This window comes from Roseateles sp. P5_D6, from assembly GCF_054049415.1.
This window is the reverse complement of the sequence record NZ_JBFUMK010000001.1, coordinates 377,490-397,510: the sequence shown is the minus strand read 5'-3', so window position 1 is coordinate 397,510 and position 20,021 is coordinate 377,490. Positions and strand designations below refer to the sequence as shown.

General features: G+C 66.9%; 18 protein-coding genes and 1 tRNA gene. 5 read left to right on the top strand and 14 right to left on the bottom strand.

Annotated features, from left to right (window positions below; genetic code table 11):
• Window positions 1–55: 55 nt before the first annotated feature.
• From guaA to guaB, 3 genes are all read right to left on the bottom strand, one after another.
• Window positions 56–1,642, bottom strand: coding sequence for a glutamine-hydrolyzing GMP synthase (gene guaA, locus ACXJKM_RS01730; RefSeq protein ID WP_457349843.1), 1,587 nt, complete (start codon window positions 1,640–1,642; stop codon window positions 56–58).
• A gap of 7 nt (window positions 1,643–1,649) precedes the next feature.
• Window positions 1,650–2,882 (bottom strand): TCR/Tet family MFS transporter, encoded by a 1,233-nt coding sequence (locus ACXJKM_RS01725; protein ID WP_457349841.1) that lies wholly within the window; start codon window positions 2,880–2,882, stop codon window positions 1,650–1,652.
• A gap of 148 nt (window positions 2,883–3,030) precedes the next feature.
• Entirely contained in the window at window positions 3,031–4,500 is a 1,470-nt protein-coding gene (gene guaB / locus ACXJKM_RS01720) for an IMP dehydrogenase (RefSeq protein ID WP_056197911.1), read from the bottom strand.
• An 87-nt stretch (window positions 4,501–4,587) separates the two neighbouring features.
• Between guaB and ACXJKM_RS01715 the strand changes: the two genes are divergently transcribed.
• On the top strand, window positions 4,588–5,100 hold the full coding sequence (locus ACXJKM_RS01715) for a DUF4124 domain-containing protein (protein WP_056197912.1): 513 nt from the start codon (window positions 4,588–4,590) through the stop codon (window positions 5,098–5,100).
• A gap of 30 nt (window positions 5,101–5,130) precedes the next feature.
• Here ACXJKM_RS01715 and ACXJKM_RS01710 read toward each other — a convergent pair whose 3' ends face one another.
• Together ACXJKM_RS01710 and ACXJKM_RS01705 are read right to left on the bottom strand one after the other, a co-directional pair.
• A complete protein-coding gene (locus tag ACXJKM_RS01710) occupies window positions 5,131–5,448 on the bottom strand; it encodes an RnfH family protein (protein WP_056197915.1) in 318 nt (105 codons plus the stop codon).
• Window positions 5,435–5,893, bottom strand: coding sequence for a type II toxin-antitoxin system RatA family toxin (locus ACXJKM_RS01705; protein ID WP_056197916.1), 459 nt, complete (start codon window positions 5,891–5,893; stop codon window positions 5,435–5,437). Before ACXJKM_RS01705 ends, ACXJKM_RS01710 begins: the two co-directional genes overlap by 14 nt.
• A gap of 47 nt (window positions 5,894–5,940) precedes the next feature.
• Here ACXJKM_RS01705 and smpB point away from each other — a divergent pair, with 47 nt between their 5' ends.
• Window positions 5,941–6,402: an SsrA-binding protein SmpB gene (gene smpB / locus ACXJKM_RS01700; protein WP_056197918.1), complete on the top strand. Its 462-nt coding sequence runs from the start codon at window positions 5,941–5,943 to the stop codon at window positions 6,400–6,402.
• 140 nt (window positions 6,403–6,542) lie between these two features.
• Here the strand turns inward: smpB and ACXJKM_RS01695 are convergent, their stop codons facing one another.
• From ACXJKM_RS01695 to ACXJKM_RS01660, 8 genes are all read right to left on the bottom strand, one after another.
• Complete coding sequence (locus ACXJKM_RS01695) at window positions 6,543–7,730, bottom strand: PLP-dependent transferase (protein WP_457349839.1); 1,188 nt, start codon at window positions 7,728–7,730, stop codon at window positions 6,543–6,545.
• Window positions 7,730–9,118, bottom strand: a complete 1,389-nt coding sequence (rimO, locus tag ACXJKM_RS01690) for a 30S ribosomal protein S12 methylthiotransferase RimO (RefSeq protein ID WP_056199593.1) — start codon at window positions 9,116–9,118, stop codon at window positions 7,730–7,732. Before rimO ends, ACXJKM_RS01695 begins: the two co-directional genes overlap by 1 nt.
• Window positions 9,119–9,209: 91 nt before the next feature.
• Window positions 9,210–9,431 (bottom strand): hypothetical protein, encoded by a 222-nt coding sequence (locus ACXJKM_RS01685; protein ID WP_457324190.1) that lies wholly within the window; start codon window positions 9,429–9,431, stop codon window positions 9,210–9,212.
• Window positions 9,432–9,548: 117 nt separating this feature from the next.
• Window positions 9,549–10,079 carry a polyhydroxyalkanoate synthesis repressor PhaR gene (gene phaR, locus ACXJKM_RS01680; RefSeq protein ID WP_082532689.1) on the bottom strand — a complete coding sequence of 177 codons (531 nt, stop codon included), beginning with the start codon at window positions 10,077–10,079 and terminating at the stop codon, window positions 9,549–9,551.
• A gap of 408 nt (window positions 10,080–10,487) precedes the next feature.
• Window positions 10,488–12,416, bottom strand: coding sequence for a diguanylate cyclase (locus ACXJKM_RS01675; protein WP_457349836.1), 1,929 nt, complete (start codon window positions 12,414–12,416; stop codon window positions 10,488–10,490).
• 482 nt (window positions 12,417–12,898) lie between these two features.
• A tRNA-Val gene (locus ACXJKM_RS01670) sits at window positions 12,899–12,975 on the bottom strand.
• A 45-nt stretch (window positions 12,976–13,020) separates the two neighbouring features.
• Window positions 13,021–15,279: a RelA/SpoT family protein gene (locus ACXJKM_RS01665; RefSeq protein ID WP_056197927.1), complete on the bottom strand. Its 2,259-nt coding sequence runs from the start codon at window positions 15,277–15,279 to the stop codon at window positions 13,021–13,023.
• A complete protein-coding gene (locus ACXJKM_RS01660; RefSeq protein WP_056197928.1) occupies window positions 15,276–16,157 on the bottom strand; it encodes an alpha/beta fold hydrolase in 882 nt (293 codons plus the stop codon). The genes ACXJKM_RS01665 and ACXJKM_RS01660 overlap by 4 nt, the downstream gene beginning before the upstream one ends.
• Window positions 16,158–16,201: 44 nt before the next feature.
• On the opposite strand from ACXJKM_RS01660, the gene ACXJKM_RS01655 reads away from it, so the two are divergent.
• Window positions 16,202–16,972 (top strand): 3-hydroxybutyrate dehydrogenase, encoded by a 771-nt coding sequence (locus tag ACXJKM_RS01655; protein WP_457349834.1) that lies wholly within the window; start codon window positions 16,202–16,204, stop codon window positions 16,970–16,972.
• On the opposite strand, the gene ACXJKM_RS01650 is transcribed toward ACXJKM_RS01655, so the two are convergent.
• On the bottom strand, window positions 16,973–17,665 hold the full coding sequence (locus tag ACXJKM_RS01650; protein ID WP_457349832.1) for an SIMPL domain-containing protein: 693 nt from the start codon (window positions 17,663–17,665) through the stop codon (window positions 16,973–16,975). It abuts the gene before it with no gap.
• Between the two features lie 139 nt (window positions 17,666–17,804).
• On the opposite strand from ACXJKM_RS01650, the gene ompR reads away from it, so the two are divergent.
• Together ompR and ACXJKM_RS01640 are read left to right on the top strand one after the other, a co-directional pair.
• Entirely contained in the window at window positions 17,805–18,539 is a 735-nt protein-coding gene (gene ompR / locus ACXJKM_RS01645) for an osmolarity response regulator transcription factor OmpR (RefSeq protein ID WP_056197934.1), read from the top strand.
• Window positions 18,540–18,700: 161 nt separating this feature from the next.
• Entirely contained in the window at window positions 18,701–20,020 is a 1,320-nt protein-coding gene (locus ACXJKM_RS01640; protein WP_056197936.1) for an ATP-binding protein, read from the top strand.
• Window position 20,021: the final 1 nt, after the last annotated feature.

Below are 20,021 nucleotides of genomic sequence, written 5' to 3'. Positions count from 1 at the left end.
CCACGCCACCGCCGCGCCGCCCGTGCAGTGGCGCCAGGTGACGTTGGCCTTTGAATCATTCCCACTCGATCGTCGCGGGCGGCTTGCTCGACACGTCGTAGGTCACGCGGTTGATGCCGCGCACCTCGTTGATGATGCGGCCGCTGGTGCGCTTGAGCAGCGCATAAGGCAGCTCGGCCCAGTCCGCCGTCATGAAGTCGCTGGTCTGCACAGCGCGTAGCGCGACGACGTAGTCATAGGTGCGGCCATCGCCCATCACGCCCACGCTCTTGACCGGCAGGAACACGGCAAAGGCCTGGCTGGTCAGCGCGTACCAGCTCTTGCCCGTGGCGGGGTCGATGGTGTTGCGCAGCTCCTCGATGAAGATCGCGTCCGCGCGGCGCAGCAGGTCGGCGAAGTCCTTCTTCACCTCGCCCAGGATGCGCACGCCCAGGCCCGGGCCCGGGAAGGGGTGGCGATAGACCAAGTCGGCCGGCAGGCCCAGGGCCACGCCCAACGCCCGCACCTCATCCTTGAACAGCTCGCGCAGCGGCTCCAGCAGCTTCAGCCCCAGCGTCTCGGGCAGGCCGCCGACGTTGTGGTGGCTCTTGATCGTCGTGGCCTTCTTGGTCTTGGTGCCACCGCTCTCGACGACGTCGGGGTAGATGGTGCCCTGGGCCAGCCACTTGGCGTTCTTCAGCTTCTTGGCCTCGGCCTGGAAGACCTCGACGAACTCGGCGCCGATGATCTTGCGCTTCTTCTCGGGGTCGGCCACGCCGGCCAGCTTGCCGAGGAAGACTTCGCTCGCGTCGACGCGGATCACCTTGGCGTGCAGACGGCCGGCGAACATGTCCATCACCATCTGGCCTTCGTTCAGGCGCAGCAGGCCGTGGTCGACGAAGACGCAGGTGAGCTGGTCGCCGATGGCGCGGTGGATCAGCGCGGCGGCCACCGACGAGTCGACACCACCGGACAGGCCGAGGATGACTTCTTCATCACCGACCTGCTCGCGGATCTTGGCCACGGCCTCATCGATGTAGCTGCCCATCTGCCAGTCGCCCTTGCAGCCGGCGATGTCGCGCACGAAGCGGCGCAGCAGCGCGTCGCCCTGCACGGTGTGCGTGACCTCGGGGTGGAACTGCACGGCGTAGTAGCGCTTCTCCTCGTTGGCCATGCCGGCGATGGGGCAGCTGGGCGTGGAGGCCATCAGCTTGAAGCCCGGCGGCATCACGGTGACCTTGTCGCCATGGCTCATCCAGACCTTGAGCATGCCGTGCTTCTCGGGCGTCTCGAAGTCCTGGATGCCATCGAGCAGCTTGGTGTGGCCGTGCGCCCGCACCTCGGCATAGCCGAACTCGCGGTGGTCGGCGGCCTCGACCTCACCGCCGAGCTGCACCGTCATCGTGAACATGCCGTAGCAGATGCCGAGCACCGGCACGCCGGCGTCCCACACGGCCTGCGGCGCGCGCAGCTCGTGGTCTTCGTAGGTGGAGGCGTGGCTGCCGCTGAGGATGATGGCCTTGGGTGCGAACGACTTGATGAAGTCGTCGGACACATCGTTCGGGTGAATCTCGCAATACACGGCCGCTTCGCGCACGCGGCGAGCGATGAGCTGGGTGACCTGGGAGCCGAAGTCGAGGATGAGGACTTTGTCGTGTTGCATGGTGAACTCAGGCGGTTTGCAAAGCGGTGCGCTGGCCGTGGAAGAAGCGGTAGGCGACGATCAGGCCGATCAGTTGCAGGGCAGCGCAGGTGTAGAAGGGCAGGCCCATCAGCGGGTCGGTGGCCGGGCGGTGTGACACCCAGCCCAGCAAAGTCAGGCCGACGACGGGCGCGATGACGGCCATCAGGCTGTTCAGCGACGACACGGCACCCATGGCCTGGCCTTGCCGGGTCGGCCCCGCCGCATTGGAAATGATGCTCTGCACCGCCGCGGTCGCGACGCCGCCGAGCAGGTTGAAGGCGATGACGGCATACATCATCCAGCCCTCGGTCGCGAGGCCGAAGCCGAGATAGGCCACCGATGCAGAGCCCATGCCGATGAGTGCCAACCGCCGGGGGCTGAAGCGCGCCAGCAGCGGCTTGAGCAGCACGCCCTGGCTCAGCACCGACACGATGCCTACCGCGAACAGGGACCAGCTCACCTCGAGCGGCCCCCAGCCGAACTTGAACTTGGTGTAGAGCACCCAAGTCATGTGCAACATGAACTGCGCCAGCGACGCCAGCGCGATGACGACGACCAGCGACCCGACGCCCTTCAGCGCCGCCAGGCCGCGCAGGGACGACACCGGGTTGGCCTTCTTCCAGTTGAAGCCCGTGCGCCTGTCAACGGGTAGGGACTCGGGCAGCACGAAGAAGCCGTAGCACCAGTTCACCACGGCCATGCAGCCGGCGGCGAGGAAGGGCCAGTGCACGTCGTAATGGCCCAGCCAGCCACCGATGACGGGGCCGAGGATGAAGCCGACGCCGAACATCGCGCCCAGCTGGCCGAAGCGGCGCGCTCGGTCTTCGGCCGGCGTGATGTCGGCCACATAGGCGTTGGCGATGGCGATATTGGCCTGCATGGCGCCTGAGAACAGGCGCACGGCAACGAGCATCCACAGCGCGGTGGCCACGGCGGTCACGAAAAAGCTCAGCGCCAGGCCCGCGAAGCCGATCAGCAGCACCGGCCGGCGGCCGAAGCGGTCCGACAGCGAGCCAAGCACGGGTGAGCCGATGAAGTTGGCCACGCCGAAGGCCATGGTCACCATCAGGAAGGCCGAGGTCTGCTCGTCGTTGCTGTGGGTGAAGGTGCCGACGATATGCGGCAGCACCGGCACCATCAGCCCGATGGAGATCATGTCGATCAGCACCGCGGCCATGATGAAACCCATGGCCGGGGTGCGTTGCGTGGAGGAACTCATCGTCTTCCTGAAAAGCGCAACGGGGCGACTCTCGTTCGCCCCGTTGTCTCGGTCGGCAGCAGCAAAGCGTTCGACGGGCTGCCCCTAGAACGATTTGCGCCCCCGCGGGGGGCGGTTTGACCGTCAACGGTCAAACCGGGGGCCACAGTCACTCGCTGCGGTAGTTCGGTGCTTCCTTCGTGATCTGCACGTCGTGGACATGGCTCTCGCGCATGCCCGCCGTCGTGATCTCGACGAACTCGGCCTTGTCCTGCATGTCAGCGATGGAGCCGCAGCCGCAGTAGTGCATCGACGCCTTCAGGCCACCGGCCATCTGGAAGATGACCTGCACGACCGAGCCCTTGTAGGGTACCTGGCCTTCGATGCCTTCCGGCACGAGCTTGGACGTGTTCGGGTTGTTGGCCGAGGTGTCCTGGAAGTAGCGATCCGCACTGCCCTTGGCCATCGCGCCCATCGAGCCCATGCCGCGGTAGCTCTTGAAGGTGCGGCCCTGGTAGAGGATGACCTCGCCGGGCGCCTCCTCGGTGCCGGCGAAGGCACCGCCCATCATCACGCAGTCGGCGCCCGCAGCGATGGCCTTGGCCAGGTCGCCGGAGTAGCGCACGCCGCCGTCGGCGATGACGGGCACGCCGGTGCCCTTGAGCGCCGTGACGACGTTGTCGATGGCGGTGATCTGCGGCACGCCGACACCCGCAACGATGCGGGTCGTGCAGATGGAGCCGGGGCCGATACCGACCTTGACGCCGTCGGCGCCGGCTTCCACCAGCGCCAGCGCTGCGGCGCCGGTTGCGATGTTGCCGCCGATGACGTCGACGTTCGGATAGTTGCTCTTGACCCAGCGCACCCGCTCCAGCACGCCGGCACTGTGGCCGTGGGCCGTGTCGACGATGAGGGCATCGACGCCGGCACGCACCAGCAGTTCGACGCGTTGCTCGGTGTCGTCGCCGAAGCCGACTGCCGCGCCGACGCGCAGCTTGCCCTGGGCATCGCGCGCGGCGTTGGGAAAGCTGGTCTGCTTGGTGATGTCCTTGGTGGTCATCAGGCCGCGCAGCTCGAAGGCGTCGTTGACGACAACGACGCGCTCCAGCTTGTGCTTGTGCATCAGCGCCTTGGCCTCGTCGGTGGACGCGCCGTCCTTGACGGTGATGAGCTTCTCGGCCGGCGTCATGATCTCGCTGACGCGGGCGTCCATGCGGGTCTCGAAGCGCAGGTCGCGGCCGGTGACGATGCCGATGACGCGCTTGCCCTCAACGACCGGGAAACCCGAGAAGCCGTGCTGGCGAGTCAGCTCCATCGCCTCGCGGACCGTGGCGTTCGGGCCGATGGTGAGAGGCTCGCGAACGACGCCGCTCTCATAGCGCTTGACCCGGGCGACTTCGCGCGCCTGGGATTCGGCGCTGAGATTCTTGTGCACGATGCCGATGCCCCCCTCCTGCGCGATCGCGATCGCCAGGCGAGCTTCGGTCACGGTGTCCATGGCGGCGGACACCAGCGGCAGGTTCAGGGGAATGTTGCGCGACAGGCGGGTCGCAAGGCTGGTGTCACGGGGCAACACCTGGGAGAACGCTGGCACCAACAGAACATCGTCGAAGGTGAGCGCTTTGCCGAGAAGGCGCATGAGGAAAGCTCCAGACGCAAAGCGGCATTATACGGAGGGTCACGCAGGGGCCGTTGCCTCTGCGCCAACAGGCCCTAAACTGGCCGCATGCCTCGCAAAGCCTTTCGCCAAGCTCTTCTCGTCCTGCTCTGCCTCGCTGCAGCCGGCGCCGCTCAGGCCCAGTGGAAGTGGCGCGATGCCAAGGGCAATGTGCAGTACAGCGACATGCCGCCGCCGCCCGGCACACCGGACAAGGACATCCTGCTTCGCCCCTATGTGGCGAAGCCGACCATCGTCGTCGCGCCGCCCAGCACTCAGGCCAGCGCTGCTTCCGCGCCCAGGCCGCCCGCCAGCGCGCCGACCAAGGCCGAGCAGGAGGCCGCTGCACGCCAGAAGAAGGACCAGGATGGCGAGACCGCCAAGCAGAAGGAAGAGGAACGCCGCGTCGCCGCGCAGCGCCGCGAGAACTGCGCCCGCGCCCAGGCCAATCTGCGCGATTTGCAGAGCGGCACGCGCCTGACCCGCACCAACGAGAAGGGCGAGCGCGTCTTCATGGACGAGGCCCAGATCTCCGCCGAGGTCAGCCGCGCGCGCGACACCATCACCAGCGAGTGCAAGTGACCCGCTGAGCCAACGCGTCCAGCCGTCGGCTCAGCCCGCGTGTTTGGGCCGATGTCGCGACACGATGCGCTCGCCACGCTTGGCGTAGCGCAGACGCCGCGCTTCCTTGGGGTCGACGGTCAGCGCGCGGTAGACCTCGATGCGATCACGCTCGCGCAGCGGCGTCGTCAGCGGCCGCGCACGGCCCCAGATGCCGATGTGCAATTGATCCAGAGGCTGGCTCTGGGCGGCCATGAAATCGACGCAAGCGCGCAAGGCGGTGTCGACGGTGGCGCCCTCCTCCACCTCCAGCCAGCGGTGCTGAACATCACCCGCCCGCGGGCTCCACACCAGCTCAACGCGGACCATATTGACTCTCGGCACGCTGCACGAAGCTGTCGACGAAGGTGTTGGCGATGCGGTCGAACACCGGGCTGACGACAGCCTCCAGCGCGCCGCTGCTGAAGGCATAGCTGAGCTCGAAGGCGATCTTGCAGGCCGTGGCTTCGGCATCCGTGCCGGGCTTGTTCAAGGGCTGGAACTGCCACAGCCCGTCCAGATGCGAGAAGGGGCCGTCGACCAGCTCCATGCGCACCCTGCGGCCGTCCTCGTTGTGGTTGCGCGTGGTGAAGGCGTGGCGCACGCCAGCGTACGCCAGGTGCAGGCGGGCCGTGACGGTGTCTGCCTCACGGCCCAGCACCTCGACCTTGTTGCACCAGGGCAGGAACTCGGGATAGCGCTCCACCGCGGTGACCAGCTCGTACATCTCGCGGGGTGTGTACCAGAGCAGAACGGACTTTTTGACCTGCTTCATAGAATCCACAAATTGTATTGAGGGGCTTCGCCCCCATTTGCGACCCCATGTCCATCGCCGAGAACCGCCGCGCCCGCTACGACTACCACATCGAAGAACAGTTCGAGGCAGGCGTCGTGCTGTCCGGCTGGGAGATCAAGGCCATCCGCGCGGGCCAGGTCCAGCTGACCGATGGCTACGTGATGATCAAGAACGGCGAGCTGTTCCTGATCGGCTGCCGCATCAATGCGCTGCGCAGCGCGTCAACCCATGTGACGCCCGAAGCCGACCGCACCAAGAAGCTGTTGATGCACAAGGCCGAGATCAAGCGGCTGGTCGGCAAGATCGAGCAGCGCGGCTTCACCCTGGTGCCGCTGAACCTGCACTACAAAGGCGGCCGCGTGAAGGCCGACATCGCGCTGGCCAAGGGCAAGGCCCAGCATGACAAGCGCGAGACCGAGAAGAAGCGGGACTGGGAACGAGAAAAGGGACAGTTGATGCGGCACGCATCAACAGGCCGCAAGGCCTGAGACGCGCAGCGGCTCATTGGACCTTTCGCCAAAAGGGACAGTTGATGCGGCACGCATCAACAGGCCGCAAGGACTGACGAGGCGCCCCAGCGGCTCGTTGGCTCTTTCGCCAAAAGGGGCAATTGATGAGGCACAAGGTCTCAAACAAGAGCTGACAGCGCCTGTTCGATGTCGGCCTTCAGGTCGGCCCCATCTTCCAAGCCAATCGCAAAGCGAACCAACGTACCGCCGCTAAAGGGCAGCGGCAAGTCGCGGCTGCGGCTCATGTCGTAGGGCACGGCCAGGCTCATCGGACCGGCCCAGGAATAGCCAATGCCGAACAGCTGCAGCGCGTCGACGAAGGCATCCACCTGCGCCGCTGAGTAGTCCGGCTTGAAGACGACCGAGAACAGGCAGGCCGCGCCCGCCCCACCAACCGCAAGCCAGTTCTCATGGCCCGGCGAGCCAAGCAGTGCGGGGTGGAAAACCTGCGCCACTTCGGGCCGACCGGCCATCCAGCTCGCGAGCTCGCGTGCCATACGGTCCTGGGCCGCATAGCGCAGCGGCATCGTCGGCAGGCCACGCAGCACCAGCTCCACGTCGTTCTGCCCCAGGCCATAACCCAGATGCTCGTGGGCGTGGTTGAGCCGGTCGTGCAGCTTGCGGTCGCGCGTGCAGACCGACCCCATCAGCACGTCGGCACCGCCACTGGCATATTTGGTCAGCGCCTGCATGACGATGTCGGCACCAAGGCCCGGGTGGGTCTGGGGTGCCGGCTCGAAACCGTTGAAGGCCAGGCCGGCGCCCCAGGTGTTGTCCAGCGCCGTGGTGATGCCACGCGCACGGCAGGCGGCAAGCGTCCCGAGCAGATCAGGGAACTCCAACGTGATCGACCCCGCCGCCTCCAGCCAGACCAGCTTGGTGTTGTCACGCAGCTTGGGCACCGTCAGCGGGTCGTAGAAGCGGTGTGTGACGCCCCATTGAGGCAGCCACGACTCGGTCAGGTAGCGGTTCTGGCCATAGACGTTGTCCGGCACGAGCACCTCGTCACCGGGCCGCAGCACGGCCAGCGACGGCAGCGTCACCGCCGCCAAGCCACTCGGCACGAGCAGGCAATGCTCGGCATGCTCCAGCGTCGCGATGCGCGCGGCCAGCGTGTAGCTGGTGGGCGTGCCATGCAGGCCGTAGCGGTAGGTCAGCCCGTCACGCGGCTTAGGCTTGTGCAGATCGGCCGTATTCTTGAAGAGCACGGTCGAGGCCTTGGCCACCGGCACGGGCACCGCATCCCAGCCTTCGGGGGCGCGGTAAGGGTGGTGAATAAGCTGAGTGCTGGGAGCCTTCTTGCTCATCAGACCAGGCTCGCCACCAGGTCGTGCCCATCAGCTGCGACGACGCGGGCGCGCACGAAGTCGCCCACCTTCATCGTCTTGCTGGCCTTCTCGGGCGGCAGGATCTTCACGGTGCCGTCGATCTCGGGCGCGTCGGCGTAGGAGCGCCCCACCCCGCCCTTGCGGCCCAGGGCCGGCGCGGAGTCGACGAGCACCTGCAGCGTCTGGCCGACACGGCTTTGCAGCTTGGCGGCCGAGACCTGTTCGGCCACGGCCATGAAGCGCGCACGGCGCTCCTCACGCACCTCTTTGGGCAGCGCACCGGGGATCTCGTTGGCGCTGGCGCCCTCGACCGGCGAATAGGCAAAGCAGCCCGCGCGGTCGATCCTGGCTTCCTGCATGAAGTCCAGCAGATGCTGGAACTCGGCCTCGGTCTCGCCGGGGAAGCCAGCAATGAAGGTCGAGCGGATCACCAGTTCCGGGCAGCTCTCGCGCCAGCGCAGGATGCGCTCCATGTTCTTCTCGCCGTTCGCCGGGCGCTTCATGCGCTTGAGCACATCGGGGTGGGAATGCTGGAAGGGCACGTCCAGATAAGGCAGCACCAGGCCTTCGGCCATCATCGGCAGCACCTCATCCACGTGCGGATACGGGTAGACGTAATGCAGGCGCACCCAGGCGCCATAGGGCTTGGCGATCTCGCCGAGCTGGGCGACCAGGTCCAGCATGCGGGTCTTGACCGGCTTGCCGTCCCAGAAGCCCATGCGGTACTTCACGTCCACGCCATAGGCCGACGTGTCCTGGCTGATGACGAGCAGCTCCTTGACGCCGCTCTCGAACAGCGCGCGGGCCTCGTTCAGCACGTCGCCGATGGGGCGCGACACCAGGTCGCCGCGCATGCTGGGGATGATGCAGAAGGAACAGCGGTGGTTGCAGCCTTCGCTGATCTTCAAGTAGGCGTAGTGCTTGGGCGTCAGCTTGACGCCGTAGCTGGGCACCAGGTCGACAAAGGGGTCGTGGGGCTTGGGCACATGGGTGTGCACCGCGTCCATGACCTCCTGGGTCGCATGCGGGCCGGTGACGGCCAGCACGCTGGGGTGGATCTCGCGCACCAGGCTGCCGGCATCGCTGCTGCCGGCGCCGGCCTTGGCGCCCAGGCAGCCGGTGACGATGACCTTGCCGTTCTTGGCCAGGGCCTCGCCGATGGTGTCCAGGCTTTCCTTGACGGCGTCGTCGATGAAGCCGCAGGTGTTGACGATCACAAGGTCGGCGCCGGCAAAGGTCTTGGAGGTTTCGTAGCCCTCGGCGCGCAGCTGGGTGAGGATGAGCTCGGAATCGGTCAAAGCCTTCGGGCAGCCGAGGCTGACGAAGCCAATCTTCGGAATGGCGGCGGGGGTGATCTGTTCATTCATCGCCGTATTTTCGGCGATGTGACGAACCGACGGCTTTCCAGCGGCCATGCAGCTGTCCGAAACGACCGAACTTCACTGGAAAGGCAGGCCGCTATTCGACCGTTTCCACCGTGACGGAGGCTGCAAATGGGGGATTGATGGACTGCGCCTCGCGAACGACATAGCTGCCGACCCGTACCCCCTCAGGATCGACCACCTCGAAATAGGAGATGCGGGTCTCCACGCCATCACGCTGGACCGATTCGGCACCCGTCGCCCTCAGCTGGTGACCCTGCGGAACGTAGATGCGCCGCTGGTGCTCTTTCTCAATCATGCTCGCTCCTCGACATAGGAACAGCACAGTTGCGGGCGGCACCCGCCTGGTCAAGGCACGCTTACCTGCCCTCACGCGCGTTACGTGGCCGAGCGAGCCGCCACTGCGGCCGACAGCCTATTTCTTGGGCGTGAACGGAAACATCACTCCCGCCTGCTTGAGCTGCTCCTGCCACTGGTTCATCAGCGTCTTGGACTGCTCGGCATAGCCGCCCATCAGGCCGGTCCACGCCTCGGGGGTGAAGGGCATACCGCCGGGCGTCTGCTCCGTGAAGCGCGACTGCAGGTCGGTGAAGGCCTGCATCTGCCGCTCCAGCAGGCCGCCCATGACGCCCTGCATGGCATGGCCGTAGAAGCGAATGATCTGGGCCAGCGAGCTGGTCGAGAACATCGGCACGCCGCCGGTCTCCTCCTCCAGAATGATCTGCAGCAGGATGGAGCGCGTCAGGTCTTCCTGGGTCTTGGCGTCATGCACCTCGAACTCGACACCTTCCAGCACCATGCGCTTGACGTCCGCCAGCGTGATGTAGCTGCTGGTCTGCGTGTCGTAGAGGCGCCGGTTGGGGTATTTCTTGAGGATGCGCAGCCCGGGCTTGGTGTCGCCGGACTGGGCTTGCTCGGATGCCGCTTTCTTGCGGGCAGTCGCCATGCGTGGGTCTCCTGTGCAGTGCAGCAAATTCTAGGCAGAGCCTGACCGCCGTTCCGAACGGGTTTACCTGGGGCTGGTGAACCGAGCTGTCCGCCACGGAAACTCACCAAACGCCGCAATTGGGCGCAGGCGTACCAGCGCGTGGGCAAAGAAAAGCCCCCGACCCTTTCGATTCGGGGGCTTCCAATCTTCAAAAATTTGATAGGCGCGATTGGATTCGAACCCACCATGGCAAGGTGAGGAAACGGGGCTTTACGGGACATGCTAAGACATTGATTTCACGGGAGAAATTTCCCTTTTACGTCCCGACCCGCTTCCTAAGCCACACTCCATTTTTCGCACGTTTCTGGGCTGGGGAAGCAGGGTGGCAATGCGGATCACCTATCGAGCGCTGGCGCCCATCGAGCGTCAACTGTGCAGCGGCACCAGTGAGCCGCAGGCAATCGCTTCCTGCAGGCTGCCTTCAGTGGGCTGGGCGCCTGCGCCAGCCGCGGTCGGCGCCCCGACGCCGAACCAGCCGTTGCGTCCACGAGCCTTGGCTTGGTAGAGCGCCTCGTCGGCGAGTTCCACCGATCGCTCCCAGGAGCCGCCGTGCTGCGCGCCGGGGACGAGAGGATATGGGGCGAAGCCGATACTGCATGAGATCTTCAGAGGTTGCCCGTCCGGCAGCTCGACCGGGCTCCCGTCAATGGCTTTGCGCAGCCTTTCGGCCAGCTGCGCCGCATGCCCGCGGGGCGTTCCCCGCGTCATGAGCAGGAACTCTTCGCCGCCCCAGCGGATGAGCTCGTCCTCCCCCCGCAACACACCCTTTAGGCGCTCCGCCGCCTGCCGCAGCACGGCGTCCCCGGCAGGGTGGCCGAAGTTGTCGTTGACACGCTTGAAGTGGTCGAGGTCAATCAGGTAGAAGAGCAGGTCCACCGGCTCGGCCGCGACCGTCCCGCGGCCCGCATGGGAGCGGTCCGCGGCAGCCACGTGCGAATCCACCTGGGCCATGAAGTGCCGGCGGTTGCGCAGGCCCGTCAGCGGATCGGTGACCGCCATGTCGTGGAGCTGGCGGTTCACGGCTGCCAGGGTTCTCGCATGCCGGCGTGTCGCCCTCACCACCAGCAGTGCCGCAGCGCTGCAGGCGAGCGCGGCCAGGATCACGGCCGCAACGACGGTCCGCTGCGTCCGGCGCTCGCTGGCCTGGCGCTGGGTGCGCTCACGCTCGGCTTCCACCAGGGCCTGGTCCAGCGTCAGCCCGGCCCTGTGCGATTCGTCCAGCCTCTTGCGCAGGCCCTGCAGGTGCTCCACAAGCGCGCCATAGGCCTCGTCGTGGCGGCGCGCGAAGGCGTACTCCTCGGCCACCTCGTCCAGCATTTCCCAACGGTCGCTGCCCTGGGCTTCGGCCTCCAAGATGGCCAGGCCCTCAGCGTGCCTGCTCAGACGGTTGAGTGCCTTGCCCCGGTTGAACCTGGCGACGCGCGTCGTGTCAGCGTCGCCCCGAGCCGCGACGATCGCGGCGTCGGCCATCTCCAGCGCCGCCGCCGGCAGCCCGGCCCTCAGCAAGGCGTCCGACTGGTTGCACAGGAAGTTCACCAGCATGTAGGGCGTGCGCCCCAACTTGCGGGCGATCTCCTGCGCCCGTGGTCCCAGCGGGCGTAGCTTGTCCCACTCGCCGGTTGCCCGGTACATATCGTTCAGCAGCACCAGCGTCCTGAGCTGCTCCACGCCGTCGTCCACCGCCTCCTGCTCCTGCAGCACGGCCAGCAGCTCCCGCTCCGCTTCGTCCAGCTTGCCGGCCGAGCGGAGCCGGTCCGCCCATTCGTCACGGGCCCACCAAGTGACCTTGTCGGCGGGATGCCGGATGGCCAGCTGCCTGGCCTCCTGCGTGTAGCGGCCGAGAGCGTGGAACTGCTTCCAGTCCTCCTGCAGCACCAGCAGCACCCGGAGCTCGTCATGCCAGTCGCCGCGGGCCCGCGCCTCGGCGAGCAGGCGCATGCCTTCCAGCACGGCCTTGTCCAGCTCCTGCCGGGCCTTGAGCTGGCCGATGCGCAGCAGGCGATGGCGGAACTCGAGCACCGGGTCGCGGTGTTGCCGCAGAAGGCCGGCCGCCCGATCGAGCAGTTCGCTGGCGCGCCCCCCATCCGAATGCCGCAACTGCCTACCCTGCTCCAGCAGGGCCGCCACCTCCAGCAGAGGGTCGCCGCTGGCGTTGGCCTGCGAACGGCTGCGCTCCAGGAAGGCAAGGAACTCGGTGCGGGGCGCGAATGTCTGGACGTCCTGTACTTGCTGGTCAAAGGCACTCACGCTCGGGGTGAGCGCGAAAGCCAGTCCTTGCCAAGCAAACACCGCCATCCACAGCGCTCGCACTCGCAGCCGCGCCGGACCCGTGCGCCGCCGAGGCCCGCCTGTTCCGGAGTACCCATTCCAAAGAACTGCCACACCGACCCCACTACAGCGGCAACCACTGCATGACCAATTTTCGGACCGGCATGCCAACGCGTGTCAGCCATCCTCCCGCCACGGGCTGGCGCGCACAAGAATCCATCACGAACTGCCGGAAAACTGCAGACGTCGACCGCGGCGTGCCTGTATCGACAGGTACAGCGGCGCCAAGGGTCGCAAGGATCGGCCTCAGCTCGACGCCATGCTGAAGGGCGTGGCTCGGAAGGAATTTGACGTGGTCGCGGCTCAGCACTGCTGCGTCACAGCTTGGCTCAAGCACCACGACACTGGTAAATCGTTGACTTCAAAAGCAAAAATGCCTCAGATCCGTGAAGATCTGAGGCATTCTTAACCTACCGTCGGACTGACCCCACTGGGTCAGTCTTCATATTTGGTAGGCGCGATTGGATTCGAACCAACGACCCCCACCATGTCAAGGTGGTGCTCTAACCAACTGAGCTACGCGCCTGAAGAGCTGCGCACTATAGCAGGTTTTTCAGGTCCTCGTCCAGGCTCACTTGCGGCGTGCCGAGCGCACGCCAGAGATGGCGCAGAGGTCGCGCAGCACCTTGGCCAACCTGGATGCATCAGACAGTTCCAGCGTGAAGCTCATCCAGGCCGTGTCGCCGCCGCCCGCGCGGGGTTTGACGGCGCCGGGCTTCATCGACTGCGTGTTCACCGCGACGACATTCATCTTCTCCTTGGCGAAGATCTCCAGCACGTCGCGCAGCAGGCCCTGGCGGTCACCGGCCTCGACGAGCACGTCCACGGGATAGACGGGCGCACCCTTGCCCACCGTTTCACCGCCGCCCCACTCCACCGCGATGACGCGCTCGGGCGAGCGACGCTTCATCTCGGCGAGGTTGCTGCAATCGCTGCGGTGGATGGCCACGCCCTTGCCGCGCGTGACGAAGCCGGAAATGGCGTCGGGCGGCGCGGGCCGGCAGCAGCGCGACAGCGTCGTCAGCAGCGAGTCGATGCCCACCACGAGCACGCCGCCACGGTTGCTGCTGGCGCTGCGCGTGTGCCGCTGCGCGAGCAGTTCGTTCTCATCCACCGCCGGCTCGGGCGGTCGCAGCAGCAGCTCGATGTTGCGCAGCGAGTATTCGTCCTTGCCGACGACCTCGAACAGCGCATCCGCACCCTTGAAGCCCAGGCGCGCAGCCAGCTCGTCGAGCTTGAGCGCCGTCTTGCCTTCGCGCTGCAGCAGCTTCTCGACCAGGTCGCGGCCCTTGGCAATCGTCTGCGCCTGCTGCAGCGCGTTGAACCAGGCACGCACCTTGGCGCGCGAGCGTGGGCTCTGCAGATAGCCGAGCTCGGGGTTGAGCCAGTCCAGCGACGGGCCGCCTTCCTTGGTCGCGATGATCTCGACAGTCTGGCCGCTTTGCAGCGGCGTGTTCAACGGCAGCATCTGGCCGTCGATGCGCGCGCCGCGGCAGCGGTGGCCGAGGTCGGTGTGCACCGCATAGGCGAAGTCCACCGGCGTCGCGCCGGCCGCCAGCTCGACGATGGTGGCCTGCGGCGTGAAGACATAGATGCGGTCGTCGAACACCGGGCCGCCCTCGGCGCCCTGCACGGTGTCGCGCTCCCAGGCCAGCAGCTGGTTGAGCACGGCCTTGCGGGCTCGAGCGACCTGCTCCTCGAACTCGCCAGCCGCGCTGACACCGGCATAGCCGCGCGCACCGGCCTCCTTGTAGGCCCAGTGGGCGGCAACGCCGTGTTCGGCGTGCTCATGCATCTCGCGCGTGCGGATCTGCACCTCCATCGCCCGGCCGTCGGGCCCGAGCACGACGGTGTGCAGGGACTGGTAGCCGTTGGGCTTGGGCTTGGCGATGTAGTCATCGAACTCGCCGGGCACCGGCGTATAGACCTCGTGCAGCCGGGCCAGCGCGGCATAGCAATCGGCCACGCTGGCGACGACGACGCGCAGCGCACGCAGGTCGAAGACGCGGTCCAGCGACAGGTCCTTGCCCTGCATCTTCTTGTGGATGCTGTAGAGGTGCTTGGGGCGGCCCTGCACCTCGGCGGCAATGCCCTGACCATAGAGGTCGGCCTGCAGAGCCGCGCGCGCGGCCTCAACACGCTGCTCGCGTTCGACGCGGGTCTCATGCAGGGCGCCGGCCAGGGCTTTGTAGGCCTGCGGCTGCAGGAAGCGGAATGCCAGGTCCTCCAGCTCCCACTTGATCTGCCAGATGCCCAGGCGATTGGCCAGCGGCGCGAACACCGCCTGGGACTCGGCCGCCAGGTCCTGCGGGCAAGGCTGCTTGCTGGCGGCGTACCAACGCAGCGTCTGCAGCCGTGAGGCCAGGCGCAACAGCACGACGCGCAGGTCGCGCGAGAAGGCCAGCAGCATCTTGCGCACGCGCTCGGTCTGTTCGGCGCGCAGGTCGTGCTTCCTGTCGGCCGGCAACCTGGCGTCGCGCGTGGTGCGCTGCAGCTGCACGAGGCGGCGCGTGTGCGTGACGAGGCTGGCATAGCTGTCGCCGAAGGCCTTGGCGACGACCTCCTCCGGCTTGCTGAGGAAGTCAGCCGCATAGACCAGATAGGCCGCGGCCTGCAGCTCCTGTGCGCTGCCCACGGCGCGCAGGATGGCCGCCACGCCGTCGGCGTGAGACAGCGCGTTCTCGCCGGTGTCCAGCAACTCGCCGGCCAGCAGCGGCTCGGCAACAGCGCGGGCACGAACGACCTCGGCATTGGAATGTTCGGCGCCCGCATCCAGCAGCGCGACGATGGGCGCCGTCGCGGCGCCCTCGGGCATCAAGCCGGTCTTCATGAACTGAGGAAATCCCTCACGACGGCAATCTGGTTGGCATGAATCAACGTGGGCGCATGGCCGATGCCGGGCAACTCGACCAGGCGAGCGCTCGGGCCGCGTTGCGTCATGGCGCGGGCCGTCTCGGCACTGAGCAGGTCGGACTCCGCGCCGCGGATCAAGAGCGTCGGGCAGCTCAGCTGGTCATAGGCCGCCCAGAGCGCAGCCTCGCCCGCGGCCACCAGCTCGGGCGTCACGGCCGTGAAGGACAGCGCGATGGCCGGGTCGTAGTGCGATTTCCACTCGCCGCCTTCCTGGCGGAACAGCGGCTCGGACAAGGCCAGCCATTCCTCGTCGGTGTGCGGGCCGAAGCCCTCGGAGATGCTGCGCAGATAGGCCGCGCCCTCCTCCAGCGATTTGAAACGCATCGCCTTGCCGAGATAGCTGCCGATGCGCTGCAGGGCCTCGATGCGGATGGCCGGGCCGACGTCATTGAGCACCAGGCGGCGGATCGGGCTCGCCAACCCGTCGGGCCGCGGCAGCGAAGCCAGGCCCAGGCCGATCAAGCCACCCATGGAGGTACCGACCCAGTCGACCTGCTCGACATCCAGCCGCGCCAGCAGCGCCACCATGTCGGAGACATAACCCGGAATCTGATAGCCAGCGGGCTGGCGCAACCAGTCGGAGCGGCCGCGGCCGACGACATCGGGGCAGATGACGCGATAGCGGTCGCTCACGGCGCGAGCCAGGGCGTCGAAGTCCCGCCCCTGCCGTGACAGGCCATGCACGCAGACCAGTACCGGTGCGTCGGCGCTCGGGCCGGCCCACTCCCAATAAGCCATCCGGTGCAGGCCGGTGCTGTCCAGGCAATTGACGAAGCGCAGTTGGGGCTGGGTCATGATGCAATCCTTTGAGTCATCCTAGCAACCAAGAAGGAACCTCCATGTTGAAAGGCAAGACCGCCCTCGTCACGGGCTCCACCAGCGGCATCGGCCTGGGCGTGGCCCTCGCGCTCGCGCGCCAGGGCGCCCACCTGATCCTGAACGGCTTCGGCGACGTGGAAGGCCCCAGGGCCGAGGTGGCTGCGCTGGGCGTCAAGGTGGGCTATCACAGCGCCGACATGAGCAAGCCGGCGGACATCGCCGCCATGGTGGCCTACGCCGATGCCGAGTTCGGCGGCATCGACATCCTCGTCAACAACGCGGGCATCCAGCATGTCGCGCCGGTGCAAGACTTCCCCGTAGAGAAGTGGGACGCCATCATCGCGATCAACCTCACCTCCGCCTTCCACACCACCCGCCTGGCCCTGCCCGGCATGCTGAAGAAGAACTGGGGCCGCATCATCAATGTGGCGTCGGCCCACGGCCTGGTGGCATCGGCACAGAAGTCGGCCTATGTGGCCGCCAAGCACGGCCTGGTCGGCTTCACCAAGAGCATCGCGCTGGAGACGGCGACGTCGCCGGTCACCGTCAACGCCATCTGCCCCGGCTGGGTGCTGACGCCGCTGGTGCAGAAGCAGGTCGACGCGCTGGCCGCAAAGGACGGCGTGAGCAACGACGAGGCCAAGCGCCGCCTGCTGGCCGAGAAGCAGCCGTCGCTGCAGTTCACGACGCCAGACGAGCTCGGCGCCCTGACCGTCTTCCTGTGCTCGGACGCCGCCATCAATGTGCGCGGCCAGGCCTGGGCGATGGACGGCGGCTGGACCGCAGTTTGATCATTTCGTCAGTTGCACTGAACCGCTGACATTCACCGTCACGGTCGCCTTGCCGGCTTCGGTCGGCAGCGCCATGTCGGCGGCTTCGGCCTTCATGCGCATCACGCCCATCATCGGACGCGGTCCGGCTTCGTCACTGTTGATGCTGACCTCACCGACGACGTAGCTGCCGTAGCCGAACTGCCTGGCGTAGTCCGCCGCCCTGGCCCGGTAGCGCGCAATCGCCTGGGCCGTGATGTCGGCCTCCGCCTTCTCGCGAGCCTCGCGCGACAGGCTGTAGCCGACGCGGGCGATGCTCAGCGTGTTGATGCGCCCCGTCAGCTGAGCGATGGCCGCCGCATCCCGCCCCTCGACCAGCAGCTCGGCGCTGCCCTGCCAGCCGCTGAGCTTGCCGGTCTTGGGGTCGTGGCGCGGGTAGAGCGAAAAACTGCCCGTCTGCACATCGACCTGACCTGGCTTGGCCACCTTGCGCGCTTCGGCCAGGGCGGCGTCCAGGGCCTGCTTCAACGCCGCTTGCACGCCCGCGGCGTCGGCACCTTCGCGCGTCGTCGAGAAGGCAATGCCCAGCACATCACGCGTCACCTCGGCGCTGGCGCTGGCCGACAGGCTCAGCCGCTCGCGCGGCGGCCCTTCCGTGGCTGCATGGGCAGACAGGGTCAGTGCAAGGCTTGAGAGGACGAGGACTGCGCGCATGGAGAACTCTCTTTGCAAGGAGGGAAAGCCCAGCTTAGCCGGGGTAGTTGGCAACGAGCTGTAACCTGTGCGTGATGTCCTACAAAGCAGGGTTTCAAAACCTGCTCACAATGCCGCTGTTACAAATTCAGGAAACGCGATGAACAGCAGCGCGACACCCCGTCCCAACCGTATCCTTGTCGTCGATGACGACGCCCGCATCCGCGATCTGCTCCGGCGCTATCTGACACAAGAAGGCTTCGAAGTACTGCTCGCCGAAGACAGCCGGGCGCTGAACAAACAGCTCACCCGAGAGACGGTGGACCTCATCGTGCTGGACCTGATGCTGCCCGGCGAAGACGGCCTGACCATCTGCCGCCGCCTGCGTGCCGCCAACGACCAGACGCCCATCATCATGCTGACGGCCAAGGTCGAGGACGTGGACCGCATCGTCGGCCTGGAAGTGGGCGCCGACGACTACCTGGCCAAGCCCTTCAACCCGCGCGAACTGCTGGCCCGCATCAACGCGGTGCTGCGTCGTCGTCCCCCGCCGGAGGCCCCGGGTGCGCCGAGCAAGGAGCCGATGACGGTGACCTTCGGGCCTTTCGAGTTCGACCTGGCCCTGCGCCGCCTGACCAAGAACGGCGAGCAGCTGCCGCTGACGACCGGCGAGTTCTCCATGCTCAAGACCCTGGTGCGCCACCCGCGCCAGCCGCTGTCGCGCGACAAGCTCGCCCAACTGGCCCGTGGTCGCGAGTTCGAGCCCTTCGACCGCAGCCTGGACGTGCAGATCTCGCGCCTGCGCAAGATGCTGGAGGCCGACCCGGCCCAGCCGCGCTATATCCAGACCGTCTGGGGCGTGGGCTATGTGTTCGTGCCCGACGAAAACGCGTAGAACGTGAGCCCCTCGCCCATCCTTGACTCGCTGAACGCAGTCAAGCTTGGTCGGTCCCCCGAGGGGACGGCGATGCTTGCGGCATTGAGCCGCTCGCACATCGCCAGACGGGCCGGCTTGGGGCGGCCCGGCGCTCGGCCCAAACACAACTCGACTACGTGATGGCCCGTCCGCATCTCGCACTGAACCTCTTCTGGCGCACCTTCGCCTGGCTGGCTCTGCTGCTGGCCGGTGCGGTGCTGGCCTGGCAATACACCTTCAAGCTGCTCGAGGCCCAGCCGCGCGCGCTGGAGTCGGCCGAGCAGTTGGCAGGCCTCGTCAAGCTCAGCCGCATCGCGCTGGAGCACACCGACCCCATCAACCGCGTCGCCGTCATCAGCTCGATGTCGCGCGGGGACACGGTGCAGGTGCGCGTGGCCGAGACCAGCGACCGCTGGTTGCCCTACGACACCAGTCCTTTCGCCAAGCAGCTCGCTTCGGAGCTGCGCAACACGCTCGGGCCCGATACCGTCGTCGCGCGCAACGTCAACGACGTATCGGGCCTGTGGGTGCGCTACGTCGTCGGCGAGGACGCCTTCTGGCTGCGTACCAGCGCAACGCCTCTGTCCATCTCGTTGGCCAGCAACTGGTGGTGGGTGGTCATTGCGCTGCTGGCCACCGTCGTCGGCTCGGCGCTGATCGCCCGCCTCATCAACCAGCCATTGCGCGAGCTGGCGGAAGCCGCCGGCCGCATCCGTGATGGTGAGTACGACTCGCGCCTGGACGAGAACACCATGACCAGCGAGATCCGCGAGGTCAACATGGGCTTCAACCGCATGGCGCGCGAACTGGCCAAGCTGGAGGAAGACCGTGCCGTCATGCTGGCCGGCATCTCGCACGACCTGCGCACGCCGCTGGCGCGGCTGCGGCTGGAAACCGAGATGAGCGTCAGCGACGAACAGGCGCGTCACTTCATGGCCCAGGACATCGACCAGCTCGACGCCATCATCAGCAAGTTCATGGACTATGCGCGGCCCAACGAGACGCAGCTGCGCGAGACGCGGCTGACCGACGTCGTCGAGCGCGAGGTGCAGGGCTTCCGCGACCCCGACCAGATCCGCTTTCGAGTGCAGGTCAGCGAGGCCCTCAAGGTCTTCGTCGACGACACCGAGCTGGGCCGCGTGCTGCTCAACCTGTTCGAGAACGCGCGCCGCTACGGCCATGCGGAAGGCGAGCCGGCGCGCGTGGACGTGAGCGCCACGCGCCAGGGCTCCTGGGTGGAGCTGCGCGTGCGCGACCATGGCCCCGGCGTGCCGCCAGACCGCCTGCAGCGCCTCACCGTGCCCTTCTACCGCGGCGACGCCGCTCGCACCGCCGCCAGCGGTGCCGGTCTCGGTTTGGCCATCGTCGAGAAGTCAGTGCAGCGCCTGGGCGGCACGCTGTCCATCAGCAATGCGCAGGGCGGCGGCCTCATCACGGTGCTCAAGCTGCAAGGGGCCTGAG